Annotated in this window: 13 protein-coding genes; 7 read left to right on the plus strand and 6 right to left on the minus strand. The window is 72.3% G+C overall.

The window, feature by feature from the left end; translation table 11 throughout:
• Nucleotide 1: 1 nt before the first annotated feature.
• A complete protein-coding gene (nagA, locus tag AC54T2_RS00115) occupies nt 2-1,132 on the plus strand; it encodes an N-acetylglucosamine-6-phosphate deacetylase (RefSeq protein ID WP_496665185.1) in 1,131 nt (376 codons plus the stop codon).
• A 119-nt stretch (nt 1,133-1,251) separates the two neighbouring features.
• On the opposite strand, the gene AC54T2_RS00120 is transcribed toward nagA, so the two are convergent.
• The 3 genes from AC54T2_RS00120 to AC54T2_RS00130 are packed head-to-tail and all read right to left on the minus strand — an operon-like array spanning nt 1,252 to nt 4,448.
• Nucleotides 1,252-2,178 (minus strand): carbohydrate ABC transporter permease, encoded by a 927-nt coding sequence (locus AC54T2_RS00120; protein WP_186340479.1) that lies wholly within the window; start codon nt 2,176-2,178, stop codon nt 1,252-1,254.
• Nucleotides 2,175-3,116 carry a carbohydrate ABC transporter permease gene (locus AC54T2_RS00125; protein WP_496665186.1) on the minus strand — a complete coding sequence of 314 codons (942 nt, stop codon included), beginning with the start codon at nt 3,114-3,116 and terminating at the stop codon, nt 2,175-2,177. Before AC54T2_RS00125 ends, AC54T2_RS00120 begins: the two co-directional genes overlap by 4 nt.
• A gap of 3 nt (nt 3,117-3,119) precedes the next feature.
• Nucleotides 3,120-4,448 carry an ABC transporter substrate-binding protein gene (locus tag AC54T2_RS00130; RefSeq protein WP_206054416.1) on the minus strand — a complete coding sequence of 443 codons (1,329 nt, stop codon included), beginning with the start codon at nt 4,446-4,448 and terminating at the stop codon, nt 3,120-3,122.
• A gap of 168 nt (nt 4,449-4,616) precedes the next feature.
• On the opposite strand from AC54T2_RS00130, the gene AC54T2_RS00135 reads away from it, so the two are divergent.
• Genes AC54T2_RS00135 through AC54T2_RS00150 form a run of 4 tightly spaced genes read left to right on the plus strand, consistent with a single transcriptional unit; the run spans nt 4,617 to nt 10,284 of the window.
• Nucleotides 4,617-6,641: a beta-galactosidase gene (locus AC54T2_RS00135; RefSeq protein WP_496665187.1), complete on the plus strand. Its 2,025-nt coding sequence runs from the start codon at nt 4,617-4,619 to the stop codon at nt 6,639-6,641.
• Nucleotides 6,641-7,456, plus strand: a complete 816-nt coding sequence (locus tag AC54T2_RS00140; protein WP_496665188.1) for a DeoR/GlpR family DNA-binding transcription regulator — start codon at nt 6,641-6,643, stop codon at nt 7,454-7,456. Before AC54T2_RS00135 ends, AC54T2_RS00140 begins: the two co-directional genes overlap by 1 nt.
• Nucleotides 7,453-9,615 (plus strand): alpha-galactosidase, encoded by a 2,163-nt coding sequence (locus AC54T2_RS00145; RefSeq protein WP_496665189.1) that lies wholly within the window; start codon nt 7,453-7,455, stop codon nt 9,613-9,615. Before AC54T2_RS00140 ends, AC54T2_RS00145 begins: the two co-directional genes overlap by 4 nt.
• A 60-nt stretch (nt 9,616-9,675) precedes the next feature.
• Entirely contained in the window at nt 9,676-10,284 is a 609-nt protein-coding gene (locus AC54T2_RS00150) for a class I SAM-dependent methyltransferase (RefSeq protein ID WP_496665190.1), read from the plus strand.
• 24 nt (nt 10,285-10,308) lie between these two features.
• Here AC54T2_RS00150 and AC54T2_RS00155 read toward each other — a convergent pair whose 3' ends face one another.
• Nucleotides 10,309-15,063 carry a 3-keto-alpha-glucoside-1,2-lyase-like domain-containing protein gene (locus tag AC54T2_RS00155; protein WP_496665191.1) on the minus strand — a complete coding sequence of 1,585 codons (4,755 nt, stop codon included), beginning with the start codon at nt 15,061-15,063 and terminating at the stop codon, nt 10,309-10,311.
• A 140-nt stretch (nt 15,064-15,203) separates the two neighbouring features.
• Between AC54T2_RS00155 and AC54T2_RS00160 the strand changes: the two genes are divergently transcribed.
• The gene (locus AC54T2_RS00160; protein ID WP_496665192.1) at nt 15,204-17,360 is read left to right on the plus strand and encodes an MMPL family transporter; all 2,157 of its coding nucleotides are present in this window, start codon (nt 15,204-15,206) and stop codon (nt 17,358-17,360) included.
• 13 nt (nt 17,361-17,373) lie between these two features.
• On the opposite strand, the gene AC54T2_RS00165 is transcribed toward AC54T2_RS00160, so the two are convergent.
• Together AC54T2_RS00165 and mca are read right to left on the minus strand one after the other, a co-directional pair.
• Entirely contained in the window at nt 17,374-17,610 is a 237-nt protein-coding gene (locus AC54T2_RS00165) for a hypothetical protein (RefSeq protein ID WP_186340471.1), read from the minus strand.
• 23 nt (nt 17,611-17,633) lie between these two features.
• The gene (gene mca / locus AC54T2_RS00170) at nt 17,634-18,548 is read right to left on the minus strand and encodes a mycothiol conjugate amidase Mca (protein ID WP_186340470.1); all 915 of its coding nucleotides are present in this window, start codon (nt 18,546-18,548) and stop codon (nt 17,634-17,636) included.
• Between the two features lie 37 nt (nt 18,549-18,585).
• Between mca and AC54T2_RS00175 the strand changes: the two genes are divergently transcribed.
• Nucleotides 18,586-18,984: a DUF4307 domain-containing protein gene (locus AC54T2_RS00175; protein WP_186340469.1), complete on the plus strand. Its 399-nt coding sequence runs from the start codon at nt 18,586-18,588 to the stop codon at nt 18,982-18,984.
• Nucleotides 18,985-19,047: the final 63 nt, after the last annotated feature.

The following is a 19,047-nucleotide window of genomic DNA, read 5'->3' on the forward strand; positions in this document are numbered from 1 at the left end:
CGTGATCGTCAGCGCAGCCCAGGTGGTCACCCCGGCGCGGGTCCTCGCGCCGGGGTGGCTGCTCCTGGAGGGGGCGAGGATCGTCGAGGTGGGCGAGGGCCCGCCGCCCCGCTCCCCCGACGTCGCCCTCGGCGACGTCACCGTCGCGCCCGGCTTCGTGGACATCCACGTGCACGGCGGGGGCGGCGCGTCGTTCGACGCGGGCACGCCCGACGCCGCCGAGGTCGTCGCAGCCGCCCACCTCGCCCACGGCACCACCTCGATGGCCGCCAGCCTGGTCACCGACACCACCGACCGGATGGCGGCCGCCGTACGCGAGCTCGCCGGGGTGGTCAGGGCCGGCCGGCTCGCGGGGATCCACCTCGAGGGCCCCTGGCTCAGCCCGCGACGCTCGGGCGCCCACCAGCCCGGCGCCCTCGCGCACCCCGACCCCGCCGCGGTGGAGGCGCTGCTGGGCGCCGGCGACGGAGCCGTCCGGATGGTCACCCTCGCCCCCGAGCTGCCCGGCGGGCTCGACGCCGTGCGCCGGCTGGACGCGGCGGGGGTGGTGGTCGCGATCGGGCACACCGACGCGACGTACGACCAGGCGCGCGCCGCGCTCGACGCGGGTGCACGTGTCGGGACGCACCTCTTCAACGCCATGCGAGCGCTCCACCACCGCGAGCCCGGGGCCGCCGGGGCGCTCCTCGACTCGACCGCCGCCGTCGAGCTGATCGCCGACGGGGTCCACCTGCACCCCGCCGTGCTGCGCGCCGCCTTCGCGGCGGCGCCCGGGCGCTGCATCCTCGTCACGGACGCGATGGCGGCGGCGGGGGCACCCGACGGCGACTACCGCCTCGGCCCGATGGACATCGAGGTGCGCGACGGCATCGCCCGACTGGCCGACAGCACGGGCGACGGCGCGATCGCCGGCTCGACGCTCACCATGGACGCAGCGGTGCGGTTCGCCGTCCGGACCGCGGACCTGCCGCTGGTCGACGTCGTACGCGCGGCCAGCACCGTCCCGGCCGCCGCGTGGGGGCTCGGCGACGTGGGCGCCCTCGCGCCCGGCCGCCGCGCCGACCTCGTGGTCCTCGACGCCGGGCTCGAGGTGGTCCGGGTGATGCGGTCCGGCGCCTGGGTGCGCCGCTGACCCGCTGACCCGTGCTGACGGTTCATCAAGGTATGCAGCCCAACCCGCACTTCCCTCGGCGAGCTCACCATGGGAGGTGCAGGTCCAGCGACATACCTTGATGAACCGTCGGAGGGTGGTCAGCCCTTGGTGGAACCCAGCGTCAGCCCGGACACGAACTGCTTCTGGAGCGCGAAGAAGACCACCAGCACCGGCAGGGCGACGATGATCGACCCCGCCGCGACCAGGTTGGTGTCGGTGAAGAACTGCCCGCGCAGGTTGTTGAGCGCCGACGTCACGGGCAGTTTGTCGCCCTGCTGGATGAGCACGGTCGCCCAGAAGAACTCGTTGTAGACCCAGGTGACCTGCAAGGTGGCCAGCGCGGCGAGCGCGGGACGGACGAGGGGCATCGTCAGCTGCCAGTACTGCCGCCACACGCTCGCCCCGTCGAGCTCGGCCGACTCGTAGATCTCGTGGGGCAGCGTCTTCATGTAGTTGCTCAGCACGAACGTGCAGAAGCCGAGCTGGAAGGCGGTGTTGACGAGGATGAGCGCCCAGAAGCTGTTGAGCATCGACTCCGAGTCGCTCATGAAGTAGGGCAGCGGGATCTCGCGGAACATTCGGAACACGGGGATGAGCAACGCCTGCGGCGGGAGCAGGTTGGCGGCGAGGAAGACGCCCAGCATCGCGAGGTTGAAACGATAGCTGAACCGGGCCAGCACGAAGGCCACCATCGACGAGAGCCACAACGTCAGGACCACCGCCGGGACGGTGATGAGGAGCGAGTTGCGCATGTGCCGCCCGAAGTTGCCCTGCTCCCACGCCTGCTCGTAGTTGCTGGTGGTCCACCCCCCGAAGGACAGGTAGCCGTTGGCCTGCGTGTACTCGTACTCCCGGAACGAGTTGATGAGCGCCCAGAGCAGCGGGAACAGCCACACGAGGGCCAGGACGGCGACGATGACCGTCGCCACGGCACCGCGGCGCTTGCTGAACACCCCACCCTCCGTGCGGGCCGGCACGGACCCGAGCGGGGTGGGCGCGGTGGCGACCGGGGTCTCGTAGGTCATCGGGAGCGCTCCTCGCGGAAGACGGTCCGCAGGTAGAGGGTGATGAACACCGAGGAGATGACCATCATGATCACCGCGAGCGCCGAGCCGAAGCCGTAGCGCGTCGCCTCGCCGACGACGTTCTGCGCGACGAGGGCGCCGATGACCTCCAGCCCGTTGCGGCCCTTGTTGATCACCCAGACGAGGTCGAAGGCGCGCAGCGACTCGATGACCACGATGACCACCACGACCAGGTTGATCGGACGCATGACCGGGAAGATGACGTGGAAGAAGGTCTTCACCTCGCCGGCGCCGTCGACCGCGGCCGCCTCACGCAGGCTGGCGTCGACTCCCTTCAGGCCCGCGAGGTAGATGAGCATGATGTAGCCGGTGTGTCGCCATGCGGTGGCGACCAGCACGGCCCACAGGTTGATGTCGGGGTCGCCGTACCAGTCGACCTGGCTGTTGAAGACCTGGTTGATCAGGCCCTGGTCGCGCGAGTAGAAGAGCTGCCAGATGAACCCGATCAGGGCCAGCGACAGCACCACGGGCATGTAGAACGCCGTCTGGTAGAACCGGCTTCCCTTCATCTCCCGGTCGAGGACCACCGCGAGCACCATGCCGAGGATCGTCGGGAAGACGAACAGGAAGCCCAGCCAGATCAGGTTGTGCCGGATCGCCGGCCAGAACGCGGGGTAGATGGTGAAGATGTCGTGGTAGTTCTGGACGCCGACCCACTCGATCGTGTCGAGATCGCCGAAGCCGTTCCACTTCCCGAAGGACAGCACGACCGACAGCAGGGCCGGCACCCACACCAGCAGCACGACGAGGAGCAGCGGGATCGTCACCATCACGAGGACGGTCGCCCTGTCCGTGCCGCGGAGCTTCTTCTCCCGGCCCCGGGGTGGCGCCCCGGCCCCAGCCTGCGCCGGCGGCGGCGCCTCGTCGATGTGGGTCATGACTCAGCCGAAGATCGACGTGGCTTGCTCCTGGATGCTGGCCGTCACCCCGTCGATGTCGTCCGGGTCCTTCAGGAAGGCCTGGATCGAGGGGATCATCACCGTGTTGGCGAAGTCGGCGTTGGTGTCGCGGTCCATGAACTGCGCGATGTTGGCCGCGGCTCCCACAACCTCCGCGGACTTCTTCTGCAGGTCGCTGTAGGTCGAGGTGCTCGCGCCCTCGTTGGCAGCGATGAACGGCGCGTCAGCGTTGCTGTTGGCCGCGTCCGCGGCGGCGGCACTGCCAAGCCACTTCGCCATCGCCTTTCCTGCCTCCTGGTTCTTGCCGGCGGAGGCGACGCAGAAGCCGTCGATGGGGGCGTCGAGGGCATCCGAGCCGATCGAGGCGTCGAGCTCGGGGAAGGTGAAGAAGTCGAGGTCCTCGCCGTTCTCGCCGAGGGCGTCCACGACGAACGTGCCGAGGAGGTACATCCCGCACTCGCCCTTGCCCATGGCGGTGGCCGCCTCCTGCCAGGTCCTGCCGAGCGGGTCGGCCTGGTGGTAGGGCAGCAGCGTGCGCCAGGTCTCGAAGACCTGCTTGACCTCGTCACCGTCCCACGCCTCGTCACCGGCCATCAGGCTCATGTGGAAGTCGAAGCCGTTGAGCCGCATGTTGAGGATGTCGAAGGTCCCCATCGCGGGCCAGCCGTCCTTGTCGCCGAACGCGAACGGGGTGACGCCCTTGCCCTGCATGTCCTCCATGAGCGCCATGAAGTCGTCGTTGGTCTCCGGCGGTGCCCAGCCGTTCTTGTCGAAGACCGACTTCCGGTAGAAGACCGCCCACGGGTAGTACTGCACGGGGACGAAGTACTGCTTGCCGTCGGGCGCCGTCGCCGCCTGTTTGAACGAGTCGTTGAGCCCGTCGATGGGCCACTGGTCGCTGAGGTCGGTGATCAACCCGTTCTCGGCGAACTGCGCCATGCGGAACCCGGCGAACCAGGTGAAGACGTCGTCGGGGGTGCCCTGCAGGTAAGTGTTGATGCTCTCCTGGAACGTGTTGTGGTCGACCGCGTTGAGGCTGACCTTGGTGTCGGTCTCCTTGGTGTACGCCTCGGCCATGGCCGCGAGCCGGTCGTAGGCCGGGCCCACGCCCTCGGCCTCGTTGATGCCGAACTTGACCGTGGCACCCGAGCCGCTCGACGGCCCGGAGTCGTCGCCGCCACAGGCGGCGAGCGCACTGGCCCCACCGACCGCGAGGCCGCTGAGCGCCAGACCGCGCAGGATCGAGCGCCGGGTGGCGGTCATGGTGGCGACGGCGGAACGGGGTACGGCGCTGGACGGGGTGCGGGACACGACGGCCTCCTCGAGACAATACCCAACAAGGAGCCACAGCATGTGACGAGCGACACAGCACCGTCAACCCCGAAGTCCGTCCGATTCGGACTGCTTCGAACATTTCCGAACCGATATCCACCCCGACGGACGTTGACTTCGCCGCGTGAGCCTCGTCACAGTAGCCGCATGCCGACACCCCTGCCCCCACTCGCATTCGGCGGCGACTACAACCCCGAGCAGTGGCCCGTGGCCGCCCACGAGGAGGACCGCAGCCTGATGCGGGAGGCCGGGGTCGACCTGGTCACCCTCGGCGTGTTCTCGTGGGCCTGGCTGCAGCCGAGCCCCGACACGTGGGACTTCGCCTGGCTCGACGAGCAGATGGACGCGCAGCACGCCGCCGGGATCGCGGTGGACCTGGCGACGGCCACCGCGTCGCCCCCGCCGTGGCTGACGCACCGGCACCCCGAGATGCTCCCGGTGACCCACGACGGCCGGACCCTGTTCCCCGGCGGACGACAGGCCTTCTGCCCGAGCTCGCCCGTCTACCGCGAGCACGCAGTCGCCCTCTGCACGGCCCTGGCCGAGCGCTACCACGACCATCCGGCGCTGGCGCTGTGGCACGTCTCGAACGAGCTCGGCTGCCACAACGCCCGCTGCTACTGCGACGTCAGCGCGGCGGCGTTCCGCACGTGGCTGCGGCAGCGCTACGCCGACGACGTGGCCCGCCTCAACGACGCCTGGGGTACGGCGTTCTGGTCCCAGCGCTACGACGACTTCGAGCAGGTGCTGCCTCCGCGGCTGGCCCCGGCCCACGCCAACCCGACGCAACAGCTGGACTTCCTGCGCTTCTCCTCCGACCAGCTCCTCGACAACTTCGTCGTCGAGCGCGACGTGCTCCATCGCCTCTCCCCCGGCGTCCCGGTCACCACCAACTTCATGGTGATGCGTCAGACCATGGAGATGGACTACCTGCGGTGGGGCCGCGAGCTCGACGTCGTCTCCAACGACCACTACCTCATCGCCGCCGAGGAGGGCGGCCACCGCGAGCTGGCCTTCAGCGCCGACCTCACCCGGGGCACCGCGCACGGACGGCCGTGGCTGCTGATGGAGCACTCCACGAGCGCGGTCAACTGGCAGCCGCGCAACCGGGCCAAGCGACCGGGCGAGATGATCCGCAACAGCCTCGCCCACGTCGCGCACGGTGCCGACGCCGTGCTGTTCTTCCAGTGGCGGGCCTCGCGGGCGGGAGCGGAGAAGTTCCACTCCGGCCTGCTCCCGCACGCGGGCACCGACACCCGGCAGTGGCGGGAGGTCGTTGAGCTCTCGCGCGTCCTCGATGCGATCGAGGAGGCCGCCGGGAGCACCCCGCGCAACGAGACCGCGATCCTGTTCGACTACGAGGCGTGGTGGGGCTGCCAGCTGGACTCCCACCCCAGCGTCGACGTCAGCTACCGCGACCGGGCCGAGGACCTCCACCGGGCCCTGTCGGCGTACGGCGTGGGTGTCGACGTCGTCCACCCGAGCACCGACCTGTCGGGCTACCGCCTCGTGGTCGTGCCGACCCTCTACCTCGTCTCCGCCGAGCACGCCGCCGCGATCGCGGCCACCGCCGAGGCCGGCGCCACCGTGGTGATCACCTACTTCAGCGGCATCGTCGACGAGAACGACCACATCCGCCTGGGGGGCTACCCCGGCGCGTTCCGTGACCTGCTCGGCGTGCGTACGACCGAGTTCCTCCCCTTGCTGTCGGGCGAGACGGTGCAGGTGGAGGGTCTCGGGACCGGGACGGTCACCGCCGACACCTGGGCGGAGGACCTCGAGCTGGTCGGGGCCGAGGCCGTCGCCACCCACCTCGGCGGTCCAGCGGCCGGCCTGCCCGCGGTGACCCGGCGAGAGGTCGGCGCCGGCTCGGCCTGGTACGTCGCGACCCGCCTGGACGCCGACGGCACCGATCGCCTGGTCGAGCGGCTGGTCACCGAGACCGGGATCGAGCGCCTGCCCGGCGCCGGCCCGATGGTCGAGGTGACCCGGCGCGTCGGCGACCACGCGCAGTGGCTGTTCGTGCTCAACCACGGCCCCGACCGGGCAGACGTCCCGGTGCACGGCGTCGAGCTGCTGACCGGCACACCGGTCGCGGGCAGCCTCGTGGTGCCCGCCGGAGGGGTCGCCGTCGTGCGGGAGGACACCACCGCACGGGAACGAGGCGCCTGATGCTGGCTGCGCAGCGCCGCGGACGCATACTCGCCGAGCTGAGCCGCGACGGGACGGTGCGCGTCACCGACCTCGTCGAGCTCCTCGGGGTCTCCGACATGACGGTCCGGCGCGACCTCGTCGCGCTGCACCGCGACGGCCTGCTGGAGAAGGTGCACGGCGGTGCCCTGGCGGTGGCCGAGCCCTCGTCGGCGGAGCCCGGGTTCGCCGCCAAGTCGGTGCAGCGCCGCAGCGAGAAGGAGGCCATCGCGGCCGCCGCGGCCGGCCTGGTCAACCCGGGGATGGCGATCGCCGTGTCGGCCGGCACCACCACGCACGTCCTCACCGATCACATCGCGCGCGTCCCCGACCTCACCGTCGTCACCAACTCGGTGTGGGTCGCCGACGTCCTGCACCGCACCGGAGAGGCGACCACGTCGGTGCTGCTCACCGGCGGCCTCCGCACACCCTCCGACGCCCTGGTCGGTCCCGTCGCGGTCTCCTCGCTGCGCAGCCTCCACGTCGACGCGTTCTTCATGGGGGTGCACGGCATGGACGTCCGGGCCGGCTTCAGCACGCCCAACCTGCTGGAGTCGGAGACCAACCGCGCCATGATCGAGCGCTCGCGCCGGCTCATCGTGCTCGCCGACTCCAGCAAGTGGGGCGTGGTGGGACTCAGCAGCATGGCGGCCCTGTCCGAGGCGGCCGTGCTCGTCACCGACTCCGGCCTCTCCGCCCACGCCAGCGGCGCCCTCGCCGACCACGTGGCGGAGGTCGTCGTCGTGGACCCGGCCGACCCCGACCAACCCGACGACCTGGAAGCCGGCCACCGATGAGCGACGACTTCCCACCCACCGATCAGCCCGGCGACGGCCCGGTCCACCTCAGCCGTGGCGGCGTCAGCGTCGTGGTCGGCCGCGACGCCGGAGGCATTCCGGCCGTTCTGCACTGGGGCACCGCCCTGGGCGATCTCGACGCCGCCGCCCTGTCCGCGCTGGTGGCGGCCGGCGCGCCGGGCGTCCCGCGATCGTCGTACGACCTGCCGCGCCGCACCGGACTGGTGCCCGACGGCACGCGCGGCTTCTCCGGCACCCCCGGCCTGAGCGGGCACCGCGTCGGGGGCAGCGCGACGGCCGCCGCTCCGAGCCTGGTCGCCTGGGACGTGGGCCTCGCCGACGGGCGGCTCGTCTGCACCTCCACCGACGACGAGGCTGGGTGGTCGGTGATGGTCGACCTGGTCCTCGACGACGCCGGCCTGCTGCACGCCCGCACGAGCGTCACCAACACCGCCGACGGCGATCTCCACCTGGCGTCGGTGCTGACGTCCCTGCCCGTGCCGGCCCGCGCCGGCGAGCTCCTCGACCTCACCGGCCGCTGGTGCCGGGAACGCACGCCACAACGGCACCCCTGGGTCCAGGGCACGCACCGCCGCGACGGCCGTCGCGGGCGCACCGGGCACGACGCGACGCTGCTGATGGTCGCCGGCACACCCGGCTTCTCGTTCAGTCGCGGGGAGGTGTGGGCGGTGCACACGGCCTGGAGCGGCAACCACACGACGTACGCCGAGCGCACCCCCGAAGGCGAGTGCCTGCTCGGGGGCGGCGAGCTGCTCAGCCCCGGCGAGGTGGTCCTCGCGCCGAGTGAGACCTACCACTCCCCCCGCCTCCTCGCCTCGTGGTCCGGTGCTGGACTGGACCCGCTCAGCCACCGGCTCCACGCCCACCTCCGCGCCGTCACGCCGCGAGCCCGCGGCGAGCGGCCGGTCATCGCCAACACCTGGGAGGCGGTCTACTTCGACCAGTCGTTGGGCCGGCTCACCGAGCTGGCCGACGTGGCCGCGTCGGTCGGCGTCGAACGCTTCGTCCTCGACGACGGCTGGTTCCTCGGACGTCGCGACGACACCGCCGCGCTCGGGGACTGGAGCGTCGACCCGGCGGTGTGGCCCCACGGGCTCGGGCCGCTGGTCGAGCACGTCACCGGGGCGGGGATGGAGTTCGGTCTGTGGGTCGAGCCGGAGATGGTCAACCTCGACTCCCGAGTGGCCCAGGCCCACCCGGAGCGAGTGCTGCGCGGCCGCTCGACGCCACCGCCCGAGTGGCGCCACCAGCAGGTGCTCGACCTGCAGGACGACGCGGCCTACGCGGACCTCCGCGCCGCCCTCCTGGCCCTGCTCGACGAGCTTGACATCGCCTACCTCAAGTGGGACCACAACCGCGACCTCACCGACGCCACCCACGAGGGCCGTCCCGCCGTGCACGGACAGACCGTGGCGGCCTATCGGCTGCTCGACGAGCTGCGTGAGGCACATCCGGCCCTGGAGATCGAGTCCTGCTCGTCCGGCGGCGCCCGGGTCGACGCCGAGGTGCTGACGCGCGCCGACCGCATCTGGCCGAGCGACACCATCGACCCGCTCGAACGCCAACACCTGCAGCGGTGGACCTCGCTCCTGGTGCCGCCGGAGCTGATGGGCTCACACGTGGGCGGGCCGATCTCGCACACCACCGGGCGTACGCACGCGCTGCGCTACCGGGCGGCCACCGCGCTCCTCCACTCCTTCGGTGTCGAGTGGGACCTCACCCGCGTGGACGACGCCGGGCTCGCCGAGCTCCGGTCCTGGATCTCGTTGCACAAGCAGGTCCGCCCGCTGATCGGCACCGGCACGCTCGTGCACCCCGACCACCCCGACCCGTCGGTGATGGTGACGGGCGTGGTCGCCGCCGATCGCTCGGAGGCGTGGTACGTCGTGGCCACCGTCGGCGCGACCGCCACCCAGCACCTCGCGCCGCTGCGGCCGACCGGCCTGGACCCTGCCCGCATCTACCGCCTCACCGAGCAGCTCCCGCCACCGCCCGGTGGGGCGGACCTCACCGACGCCTGGGCGCCCGATGGTGTCGAGCTGCCCGGCAGGGCGCTACAGGAGGCGGGGGTGGCGCTGCCGGTGCTGGGCCCGGAGGAGGCGCGGGTGCTGCGGGTGGCGACCACGGTCGCTCGCTGACCGGGTGCTTCACGTGGCGGCCGCAGAAGACGAGAGGCCCGACGGATCTACGCTGACCCCATGGACGCACAGGCGTGGGACGAGCGGTACGCGGCCAGCGAGCTGGTGTGGTCACGCGAGCCCAACCGGCTCGTGGCGGCCGAGCTCGCCGACCTGCCACCCGGCACGGCCGTCGACCTGGCGGCGGGTGAGGGGCGCAACGCGATCTGGCTGGCGAGCCGCGGGTGGTCGGCGACCGCGGTGGACTTCTCGCAGGTCGCCCTCGACAAGGGCGCCCGGCTGGCCGAGGGCCTCGACGTGACGTGGGTCTGCGCCGACGCCACCACCTGGCAGCCGCCCGCCCCGGTCGACCTGGTGGTCGTGGCCTACCTCCAGCTCCCGGCGGCCGACCGCCGCCGGGCGGTGCGCAACGCGGTCACCATGCTGCGGCCCGGCGGGACGTTCCTCCTCGTCGCCCACGACTCGACCAACCTCACCGAGGGGACCGGTGGGCCGCAGGACCCGTCGGTGCTGATGACGGCGGAGGACGTCGTGGCCGACCTCGCCGGCTCCGACGTCCAGGTCCTGCGCGCCGAGCGGGTCGACCGCGAGGTGACAACGGCGGAGGCCCACCGCGGGGAGGATCGCCGCACGGCGCGCGACTGCCTGGTGCGGGTGGTCAGGCGCTGATCCGCGCCCGACCACCCGGCACGCTCACCGCGTCAGGCGCACCTTCACGCGCTGCGTGGAGCCGTCCTCGTGCCGGACCACGAGCACGGCCTTCACCGTCGCCTTCTTGCCCAGGAGCGCACGCGCCCGCTGGGTGAGCCGGAGGGTGACGGTGCCCTTCTCCCGCGCGTCCAGGTCGAACGCGCCGGCGCCGAGGCGCGTGCCCGTCGCGCCGCGGGTGCGCAGCACGACCTTGACCTCGCAGGGAGCCGACCCGCAGCTCAGCACCATCCTGGCCCGGCGACGGTCGCGCGTCGCGTCGACCTTGCCGCCCTTCTTCACCGCGACCACGGGATCGACCGAGGGCGGGACGACGGGCGGGACGACGGGCGGGGTCGGCCGTACCACCTCGAGCCGGGTGCTGCCGCGCCCGGCGTCGACCGCCAGGTCACCGGCGTAGGACGCCACCAGCTCGACGGTGCCCGCGGCCTGGAAGGGGCCGACCTCGATGGTCGCCTTCCCCTCCTTGAGCTGCGCGGGCGGCAGGTCGCTGCCGTTGACGGACAGCACCACCTCGCCGGTCGGGGCCTCCGGCGCGGCCGAGGTCACCGCGACCTCGACCCGCGCCTTCGCGCCGGTCTCGACCTGCGCGGGCGCCAAGACGCTCACCGTCGACGGCACGTTCTCCGGGTCGGCGAGCTCCTTGACCTGCACGTCGCGGTAGAAGACGTTCTCGCCGCCGCCGTGGTTCTGCAGCCCGAAGTAGCTGGGCCACGTCAGGCGGTTGTCCTCCGCCTCGGGGCTGGTGAAGTCGTTGACGAGCACGTCGTTGAGGTAGACGCGGATCCGCTTGCCCTCGACCCGGATCTCGTAGTGGTTCCACTCGTTGAGGCCCTTGAGCGCCGAGTCCCGCTGGGCGTTGGCGCCCTGGAACGTGTAGACGGCGCCGGTCGTGCGGTCGGGCAGGTCGGAGGCGTCGATCTGGATCTCGTAGCCGTTGTCGACCGCGACCCACGGGTCGTTGCCGGGATCGGGGAACCCGACGAACACACCGCCGTTGTCGTCCTTGGTCAGCTTCCAGTCGAGCTGGAGGGAGTAGTCACCCTCCAACGGCTCCGAGTGCCACAGCAGCCCCATCCCGCCGTTGGTCTTCAGCGAGCAGTCGGCCTCGCGGGTGAACAGCCCGGGGCCGGCCATGTTCCAGTCCTCGAGGCTCTCGGCGGTGCCGTCGAAGAGCATCCGGTAGCCGGGGTCGGCCGTCGTGGGCGCGCAGGTGTCCGGCTCGACGACCGGGTCGCCGCTCACGCGGAACCAGTCGAACTCGCCGACCTGGCTGCCGGTGCCGTTGTAGGCGGCGACGCCGATGTCGGGGTCGACGAGACCGGTGGCCGGGTAGCCGGCGCCCATCGACGACCAGGTGGCGCCCTGGTCGGTCGACCACCGCGCCTGGATCGCGCTGCCGGTCGAGACCAGCTGCAGCTGCAGGTCCTCGGGAGCGGTCCCGCCGGGGAGGTCGGCGTTGGTGTAGACCATCTCGCCGTTGATCCGGCGGCCCAGCTCGAGCACCCAGTCGCCGTCGGGCGTCTCCATCGCCACGACCTTGGCGTAGTTGTCGGCGTCGGTCCACGCGACGAGGCCGCCCTGGAGGTAGTCGTCGGTGCCCGTCATCGTGAGCTGCGTGGTGGCGGCCCACGGTCCGTCGGCAGGCGCGTCCTGCAGCACCACGTTCCTGGCGTCGACGGCGCCACCGGACAGGTCGCCGGCCTGGGCGTTGATCCTGAGCCGGCCACCGGAGACCTCGAGCCCGCCGGGGGTGCGGTTGCGGATCGTGGTCCAGCGGCAGGCGTCGAGCCGGTCGCCGTCGAACTCGTCGTCCGACGCGACCTCGGCCTCGGGGTCGCAGACCTCGCCTGGCAGTCCGATGTCGAGGTAGTCGAGGTTGACGCGACCGTCGGTCGGACCGCCCGCGGCGGGGACGGTGTAGGACAGCGTGTTGGCGCCCTCGTCGAGCTCGACGGTGTCCGTCGACGTGCTCCAGGCGCTCCAGGCGCCGGTGTTGGCGAAGGTGACCGCCTCGACCGGACCGTCGTTGACGGACAGCTCCAACGTCTTGGTGAGGCCCGGCGAGGGGTGCGGGCCGTTGGCGTAGCCCAAGGTGAGGGCGTGCTCCCCCGCCTCGGCGGCGTCGACGGTGAACGTGACGCTCGCCCCGGGCGTCTCGAGCCCGCCGACGTAGCCGGTGCCGCTGAACCCGGCGTGCTCGGTCTGCACATTGGCACCGCCGGACCTCCCCGCGGTCTCGGCCTCGTAGCGCCGCGTCGTGGGCTCGAGGACCTGGACGTAGTCGAGGTTGACGTGCCCGTCGTCGCCCGGGTCGCGGACCACCCGGAGGCTCGTCGGCCCGGCCGGGAGCTCGATGCGCCGGGTGATCGACCCCCAGGTCTTCCACGTGCCCGTCGAGGGCAGGGTGAGCTCGGTGCGCTCCCCACCGACGTAGAGGCTCAGCGTCTTGTCGCCCTCGAACGGGTTGGGCCCGTTGGCGTAGCCGAGCGTGAGGTCGTACGCGCCGGACTCGTCGACGACCACCTGCACCTCGGAGCCGGCGCCGTCCTCGCCCATCCCGGCGACGAAGCCGCTGCCGCTGTAGCCGGCGTGCTCGGTGTCGATCCGGGCAGAGCCGTACAGCTCGCCGTCCTCGAGCTCGTAGAGGCCGAACGGGGCGGGCGTCGGCGGCGGCTCGACGTAGCCGGGGTAGCTGTTGAGCGTGTACCAGGCCTCGGTGCTCCACAACGTCTGACCCGAGGCCGAGTCGAAGGGCCGGGGCGAGCGCAGGTGCACGACGCGGTCGGGCTTCATGCCCTCGACCTGGAGGGTGACCGTGCGGCCGTCGTCGCTGGCCGTCGCGCTGGTGACCTCGAGGCTCTCCTCGTCGAGCTTGGGGCCGCCGTACTGCGCCGTGGCGCGGTAGCGCCACTGCTCGAGCTGGTACTTCGACGCCAGGTCGGTCAGGGTCTGCGCCGACAGCGGCTCGGTGTAGGTGATCTCGAAGCCGCCCTCGACGACGTCCATCGACGCCATGTCGAAGGGCACGTCACCGCTCAGGTCGAGCTTCTGCAGGCCGTAGCGCAGCTTGCCGGTCTGGCCCCAGTTGCCGCCGGCGCCGAGGCCTCCGACGATGAGTGAGCCACCCGGGGCGGCGAGGACGCGGCTGACGCCGGCCTCGAGTCCCTGGGTCATCCGGAACAGCGCGCCCTGGTGGCGGCCGTCCACCTTCTCCAGGTCGGCGCGCTGCAGGCCGCCGTACGTCACGTCGCCGATGAACATCTGGCCGGCGTAGGGGCCCTCCTCCACGACGATGGGGGTGCTCGGGGAGTTGGCGATCTCGTTCTGCGGCATCCACAGCACCGGCTTGGTCACCGGCTGGTCGTCGAAGCGACCCGGGCTGCCGTCCGGCTCGGTGGTGTAGTGGTTGTAGAACTCGCCCGGCTTGATCTCCAGCAGCTTGGACGCGGGCAGCCAGCCGCCCTGGTTGTCGGTCACGAAGATCTCGCCGTCGGCACCCCAGCCCATGCCGTGCGGGGTGCGGAGGCCACCGGCGACGACGTCGATCGCGCCGGTCTCCCTGTCGATGGTGATGTGGGTGCCGCGGTCGTGGGAGCCCTGGGGCACCGTGGTCGCGCCGCCGAGGTTGATCGACACCGACAGGTTCACGTGGAACTTGCCGTCGTGGTAGAGCATCCCGAAGCCGAACTCGTGGAAGTTGCCGTCGAACGGGTAGTCCGCGATCTCGTCCCGGGTCTGGAAGACGCCCTGGGGGTCCTCGCCGGTGAGCCTGACCAGGCCGGTCTTCTCCGAGACGTAGATCTCGCCGTCGACGACCGCGATGCCCTGCGGCTCCTTGAGCTCGCCGGCGATCCGGGTGCGGGTGACGTCGGCCGGGGAGGTCGCGTCCTCGACCCCCTCGAGGCGCCAGAGCTCGCCGAGCTCGACGTTGCCCTGGTCGTTGCCGTTGCCGCCCCACGTGAGGACGAGCAGGTCGTCGCCGTCCCACTCCAGGCCGGTGACCTGCGGCTCGAAGCCGGCGGGGCGCAGGTCGACGAGGTCGTAGGCGGGGTTGAGGCCGTCGAGCTGGAGCCCGTCGCCGGCGGAGTCGCTCTGGCCCTCGCAGTACTTGAAGCCGGGGGCCGTCACCCGCGTCACGTTGGCCTCGGTGCTGAGGGCGGAGGTGGGAACGACCGTGAAGCCCGGCTCGCCGGGCTTGCGCCACGACAGCGTCAGGCGCTCGCCGCCGCCGGCCTCGAAGTAGTCGATCCGCAGCGGGTGGGCCCCGGCGCCCAGGGTGATCGAGCCGTCCTTGGCCGTGTCGCCGTGCAGACCGTCGTGGTCGACGACGACCTGGTCGCCGATGGTGAGCCGCGAGCCGTCGTCGCTGACCAGCCGGAACTCGTAGGTCCCCGCCTCCTCGATGGAGAGGTTGGCCAGCACCTCGACGACGAAGTTGTCCTCGAGGCCCCCGAAGTCGGCCGGGCTCGCCCAGTCGACGACCGGCTCGAGCTGGTCGACGTTGGGGGTCTGCCCCGACTTGAGCGTGCACAGCTCGGAGATCGACTGGCCGAGCTGGAAGGCACGCATGGTCACCCCCGCCTCGTCGCCCGGGGGCACCGCCGACGCGCTCGGCATCGCGGCCGTGAGGCCGGCCGCCACGGTGACGGCCAGGGCGCCGGCGCCCCAGCGGGAACGGCGACGTGAGCCGGTGCGGGCGGCGCGCGAGCGCGGGTGGAGCACGACGGACTTCGACACCGGGACCTCCTGGGAGCCCGACGGCACGACGCACGCCGGGAGAGCTGTGACGTGGCTCACCCTAGGGCGCATCCGACGCCTTGTGAACAACTTTTGACCGGCAATCGTCAGAAGCGCGGCGGGTGGCTACAGTCGCGCTCGTGCTCGCGGACCTCGGACGGCTGCTCCACCGGTGGCGACGTGTCGTCCTCGCGGCGTGGGCGGCCCTGGCCGTCGCGGGCGCGGTCCTCGGGGGATCGGTCTTCGACCTCGCGCGGACCCCCGACCCGCTGCGCGCCGAGGCCGAGTCGGCGCAGCTGGAGCGGCGGCTCGCGGCCGACGACCCGGAGGGCGAGCTCGTGGTCGCCGTGCTGTCCGGGGCGGACATCTACGGCATCGACCTCATCGACCAGGCCAGCCGCGTCCTGCACGACGTGCGCGACCTGCCCGACGTCGTCGAGGTGCGCGACCCGTGGACCACCGGGGCCCAGGACCTGGTGGCGCCCGACCGCACCGGCACGGTCGTCACCGTGGAGATCGATCCCACGGTCGACGACGAGCGGGCCCGGGCGGCGGTCCAGCGGGTGGAGGACACGCTGCGGAAGGTCGCCGTGCCGGAGGTGCTCGTGGGCGGCCCACTGCTGGCCGAGGAGGCCTTCGCCGAGCAGGCGATCCGGGACGCCGCGCGGGGCGAGGGCGTCGCGGTGCTCGTGCTGCTCGTCGTGCTGGCGCTCGTCCTGGGCGGTCTCGTGGCCGGCCTGCTCCCCGTGGTCACCGCGCTCGGCGGGGTCGCCGTCTCGTTGCTGGCGCTCGCCGGCCTGGCGCGGGTCAGCGCGGTGAGCGAGTACGCCGTCAACGTCGTCACGCTGCTGGGCCTCGGACTGGCCGTCGACTACGCCCTGCTGGTGCTCGGACGCTTCCGCGAGGAGCGGGCCGCGGCGCCGGGACGCACGGGCGCCGCCGACCTGCTCGGCACCACCCTGGCCACGGCAGGACGCACCGTGCTCGTCTCGGGCCTGACGGTCGGCACGGCGCTGGCGGGCCTGCTGCTGGTCGGCGATCCGGTGCTCTCCCCCATGGCCGTCGGCGGTCTCGTCGCCGTCGCGGCGGCGACCCTGGCCGGGCTCACCCTCGCCCCCGCGCTGGTCGCGGTCGCCCACCCCTGGATCGCCGCCCCGGCGCCCCGCCGGGTGCTCGGCGGGACCCCGAGCGCGCACGCGCTCCTGCCGCGGCTGGCCCGGCTCGCGCTGGCCCGACCGTGGCCGGTCCTGCTGGGCGCCACGGCCCTGCTGCTCCTGCTCAGCACACCCCTGCTGTCGCTCGACCTGCGCAACTCCGACGCCCGCTCACTGCCCGCGGACAGCGAGCCGCGGCAGGTCCAGTCGGCGATCGAGCGCGGCTTCCCCGAGCAGGTCGCGACACCGGTCACGGTGCTGGTCGACGCGCCCTACACGTCCCAGGAGACGGCCGACGCGATGGCGCGCATCGTCGGCCTGCCGGGCGTGGCCGACGTGATGCTGCTCGACCCCGTGCCCGGCGACCTCAGCCGGCTGGTCGTGGAGCCGGAGCCCGACGGGGCCGGCGACTACGACGGGCCCCTCGCCCAGGACCTGGTCCGGCGGCTGCGCGCCGCCGACCTCGGCTCGGACGTCCTGGTGGGCGGTCCGACCGCTGAGCTCGTCGACACCCGCGACGCCCTCGCCGAGCGCGCGCCGCTGGCCGTCGCCGTGGTCGTGCTGCTCACGGCGCTCCTGCTCGGGCTGCTCACCCGCTCGGTGGTCGTGCCGGTCAAGGCGGTGCTGCTCAACCTGCTCTCGCTGTGCGCGACCCTCGGCGTGGTCGTCGCGGTCTTCCAGTGGGGGTGGGGCTCCTCCGTGCTCGGCTTCGAGCCGTGGGGCGCCCTCGACGTCACCACCCCGCTGCTGCTGTTCATGTTCGCGTTCGGGCTGTCCATGGACTACCACGTGTTCCTGGTCGCCCGGATCCGCGAGGCGTGGGACGCCGCCGCCGGGGAGCGTCCGACGCGCCGCCGCGCTCGGCCCGTCGACCCGCGCACGGTCAACGACCGCGCGGTGCTGGAGGGCATCACGGCCTCGGGCCCGGTCGTCACACTGGCCGCCGTCGCGATCGGCATCGTCTTCCTTGGCTTCGCGATGGGCGAGCTCGTCGCGGTCAAGGAGATCGGCGTGGGCATGAGCGTGGCCGTGCTCCTCGACGTGACCGTCGTACGCGGCCTGCTGCTGCCGTCGACGATGACCCTGCTCGGGCGGTGGAACTGGTGGCTGCCGAGCCGACGGTCGGGTCGGCGGCAGGGGTGAGCGGCCGGGTGGGTCAGCGCTCGTCGGTGGCGGCGGAGGAGTCCGTCGCGTCGCGCTGCGCGGGCTCGTCGCCGTAGACGCCGGCGTCCTTGGCCGCCTGCGCCTTGCGCAGCTGCTTGACCAGGCTGAACGCGATGACGACGACCGCGAGGATCATGAAGATCCACACCGCGAAGCCCAGCGGGCCGGCCTTGACCTCGGTCGGCTCGGGGGTGGGGTCTTCGAGGAGGACGATCAGCAGGTCGAGCATGCCCCCAGTGTCCCACCTCCCCCCTAGGGAGCGGGTGTCGGGATCCCCGCGAACAGGTCGTCCTCCGGCAGCGAGGTCTCGACCGTCGACTCGACCAGCTCGTAGTCCTCGGTGGGCCAGACCTTCTGCTGGATCTCGCGCGGGATCGCGAACCACATGCCGTCGGGGTCGATCTGGGTGGCGTGGGCGAGCAGGGCCTGGTCACGCACGCCGAAGTAGTCGCCGCACGGCACCCGCGTGGTGATGCGGTCGTCCCAGTCGGGCTCGCGCTTCCACGTGGCCAGCCGCTCGGCGTAGGGCGACTCGAGGTCGTGGGCGAGCATCGCCTCGTGCAGGGCGTTGGTCTTCGCCCAGCTCCAGCCGTGGTGGTAGTAGAGCTTCATCGGCTGCCACGGCTCCCCCGCGTCGGGGAACCGGTCAGGGTCGCCGGCCGCGCGGTGGGCGGCCACCGAGACCTCGTGGCAGCGGATGTGGTCGGGGTGCGGGTAGCCGCCGCGCTCGTCGTAGGTCGTCAGCACGTGGGGGCGGAACTCGCGGATCAGGCGCACCAGCCGCTCGGTCGCCTCCTCCAGCGGCACCAGGGCGAAGCAGCCCTCGGGCAGGGGCGGCGGCGGGTCGCCCTCTGGCCAGCCGGAGTCGACGAAGCCGAGCCAGTCCTGCCGGATGCCGAGGATGTCGCGGGCGCGGTGCATCTCCTCGCGACGGATCTCCGTGATGTTGTCCCAGACCTCGGGGCGGTCCATCTTGGCGTTGAGCACCGAGCCGCGCTCGCCGCCGGTGCAGGTGACGACGTGGACGTCGACACCCTCTGCGACGTACTTCGCCGTGGACGCCGCGCCCTTGCTCGACTCGTCGTCGGGGTGGGCGTGCACGTGCATGAGTCGGAGACCGGCGCGGGGCGTCTCGCGGGGGTGCCGGTCTGCGGGGGGCTGGGCCATGCGAGGAGTCTAGGAGGGGGGACTTACCCTTCTGTGCGTGACCACCGACCTCACCGACCTCAGCGATCGCTATGGCGCGCCGGCCCGCTGGGGACGACCCGTGGCCATCGCGCTGACGGTCGTCCTGGCGGTCGTCGGGCTCACCTGGCTGGGGTGGGCGGCGTGGTTCCACGGCAGCCCCGACGTCCGCTCAGACGTCGTCACCTTCGAGGTGACCGACGACCACGAGGTGCGGGCCCGCGTCGACGTCGAGCTCGAGGACGGCGTGCAGGCGAGCTGCCGCGTGCGCGCGCTCGCGGAGGACAAGACGGCCGTCGGCGAGCTGGCCTTCACCCCCGTCGACGGCGTCAACGAGGTCGTGATCCGCACCGAGCGCCGGGCGACGTCGGTCGAGAAGCTCGGCTGCACCGCGCCCGGCCAGCCCCGGCCGCGCTGACCGTCGGCCTGCACTTTTGCGCCAGTCTTGCTAACCTGAGCGTTCTGCCCGTCCGGGTGCGCT

Source organism: Nocardioides sp. Z35_8, assembly GCF_059621125.1.

Coding starts and splice junctions, on each gene's coding strand:
- AC54T2_RS00120 (WP_186340479.1), bottom strand. CDS start 2,178: ATGACCTACGAGACCCCGGTCGCCACCGCGCCCACCCCGCTCGGGTCC.
- AC54T2_RS00125 (WP_496665186.1), bottom strand. CDS start 3,116: ATGACCCACATCGACGAGGCGCCGCCGCCGGCGCAGGCTGGGGCCGGG.
- AC54T2_RS00135 (WP_496665187.1), top strand. CDS start 4,617: ATGCCGACACCCCTGCCCCCACTCGCATTCGGCGGCGACTACAACCCC.
- AC54T2_RS00140 (WP_496665188.1), top strand. CDS start 6,641: ATGCTGGCTGCGCAGCGCCGCGGACGCATACTCGCCGAGCTGAGCCGC.
- AC54T2_RS00145 (WP_496665189.1), top strand. CDS start 7,453: ATGAGCGACGACTTCCCACCCACCGATCAGCCCGGCGACGGCCCGGTC.
- AC54T2_RS00150 (WP_496665190.1), top strand. CDS start 9,676: ATGGACGCACAGGCGTGGGACGAGCGGTACGCGGCCAGCGAGCTGGTG.
- AC54T2_RS00165 (WP_186340471.1), bottom strand. CDS start 17,610: ATGCTCGACCTGCTGATCGTCCTCCTCGAAGACCCCACCCCCGAGCCG.
- mca (WP_186340470.1), bottom strand. CDS start 18,548: ATGGCCCAGCCCCCCGCAGACCGGCACCCCCGCGAGACGCCCCGCGCC.